The organism is Blautia difficilis (assembly GCF_014297245.1).
Classification (GTDB): domain Bacteria; phylum Bacillota; class Clostridia; order Lachnospirales; family Lachnospiraceae; genus Blautia_A; species Blautia_A difficilis.
This window is the reverse complement of record NZ_JACOQG010000078.1, coordinates 1-1,733: the sequence shown is the minus strand read 5'-3', so window position 1 is coordinate 1,733 and position 1,733 is coordinate 1. Positions and strand designations below refer to the sequence as shown.

Here is a 1,733-nt window from a genome sequence, read left to right as displayed (position 1 = left end):
ATCATGCGGGAGTAGGCGGAACGGTCAAAAAACCTGCCGCTTTCGTCATCGTCGATGTAGTGCCGGATATTGGTTAGGTGCTGCCCTCTGGCATAGTTCTCCAAAAATATTTTTTGGTTTTGTATGCTGTTGCTCTCGCCGCCGTCCCTGTCCTCGTCGCCCACGGAAAGGCGGGAGTAAAGGGCTGTAATTTTGCTATAATCAGTCATGTGCATAACCTCCTGTGCGTCCATGTATGTGTCATTTACACTTAAAATTATGCACTCCATCTGGCAGAACCATACTCCACACCCAGTCGATATTTCTTGGCATTTTTCGTGCGGTAAATAATAATAAGCTTTACAACCACGCCGCCTGCGATTCCACACAACAAATCTATATGATTCAAACTTGGCCAGAGATTCTGAAACGCCAGTTCAAAATAAGTAATGGTATTCATAAATTTATCCCAGGAAGTTGCTCCGGTGTTTACCCTATACAGCCAGGCAATCTTATTGAAAAAATAAGCAAACATCAGATAGGGGAAATTAGCTAAAAACAGCTTTTTCTGATCTGCCCTCTTCAATTCACTTGCCTTGTCCGTAATCAGATTTTTCACATCCGCAAGCATTTTTCCTGGGATACTCTCTGAAGAAAAAACAGCTTTTCCAAATATTTTTCTCTTTTTCGGAGAACCTCTGATATGCTGAACTTTTCCTCTTTTCTTCTTATGCTGCTGTTTTTTCTCCGTCATAAACTCTGCCCTCTGTCTTTCTGCTGTTCTCTTGCTCGTTCTCTGTTCTTTCCTTTAGACACAGCATCCTTAAAGTGCATAAGTTTTTTCATAATAGATGGTTTATCCTTTTTGTTCATCTGTACACCCAAATATTTCTTAAATGCCAGATTCATCATTTCTGTATCCTGTCCTTTAAAGAACACATAGTAGGTCGGTGGCTTGGTCGAACTGTCTTTTTTCAAGGCAAAATCTAAACGGTATTTTTTCGCCACACGTTCAAAAGACTTGATATTTCCATCTGTGATCTCAATATTAGATAAACCAGAACCCTGGCTTTTCAATTCTTTGTATGACTGTTTTCCAACCTTATAAGAATTCTTTCCCTTTTGCTTCTGTCCTGACAGATACTTCCGCAGCATATTTTTTAACACGTCGGCAGTCACTCTTGCAGTTTTAACCGACAATGCGATTGTTTTCTGAGTAACTTCTTCCTGCAATTTGCACGCCTCCTTTCGATTCTGATCAGCAAATTACGGTGGCACTAACAGATGGGGGAGATATATTTTCATCGGAATTTGGCTCCTTTCCACTTCCCGACAAATTGTCGAGAAGTATTCTTTTATTCATAAGAAAAAGCCATAGTGCTAACTATGACTTCTTCCCTGCATTATTCATCCTCTTCTAATTCAAACATTTCTTCGCTTTCTTGTATTTTCAGTTCCAAATATTCAAGGATTTCCGCTTTTACCATATCAATATCTCTTATAATTGCTTTATTCTGTGATAAATTTTCCTTATAAAATTCCAAGTATGTTATTCTTTGATTTTGCATTCTTACTTTTGTACATAAAGCTCTCTTTATTTTTTGTGGAATAAGATATTTTTCTATACTTTCCTCAAGATCAGACATTAAATCTGGTGAATACAAAATTAAATGATAGTTCTGCAACCAATAGGATTCTTGTGTACACGTTCTTAAATAATTTATTTCTTCTTCCTTAAACAAATGATCTTTTAA

The 1,733-nt window shown here is 37.7% G+C and carries 3 protein-coding genes and 1 pseudogene; all 4 read right to left on the bottom strand.

What is annotated here, in order from left to right; translation table 11 throughout:
• Positions 1-209 (bottom strand): annotated as a pseudogene (locus tag H8Z82_RS16850) (recombinase); the annotation flags it as partial.
• A gap of 47 nt (positions 210-256) precedes the next feature.
• A complete protein-coding gene (locus tag H8Z82_RS16845) occupies positions 257-733 on the bottom strand; it encodes a hypothetical protein (RefSeq protein ID WP_186995759.1) in 477 nt (158 codons plus the stop codon).
• The gene (locus H8Z82_RS16840; RefSeq protein ID WP_059085509.1) at positions 730-1,212 is read right to left on the bottom strand and encodes a PcfB family protein; all 483 of its coding nucleotides are present in this window, start codon (positions 1,210-1,212) and stop codon (positions 730-732) included. Before H8Z82_RS16840 ends, H8Z82_RS16845 begins: the two co-directional genes overlap by 4 nt.
• A 170-nt stretch (positions 1,213-1,382) precedes the next feature.
• Positions 1,383-1,733 (bottom strand): hypothetical protein (locus H8Z82_RS16835; RefSeq protein WP_330608029.1); only part of this gene is annotated, 351 nt, incomplete at its 5' end.

Coding starts and splice junctions, on each gene's coding strand:
- H8Z82_RS16845 (WP_186995759.1), bottom strand. CDS start 733: ATGACGGAGAAAAAACAGCAGCATAAGAAGAAAAGAGGAAAAGTTCAG.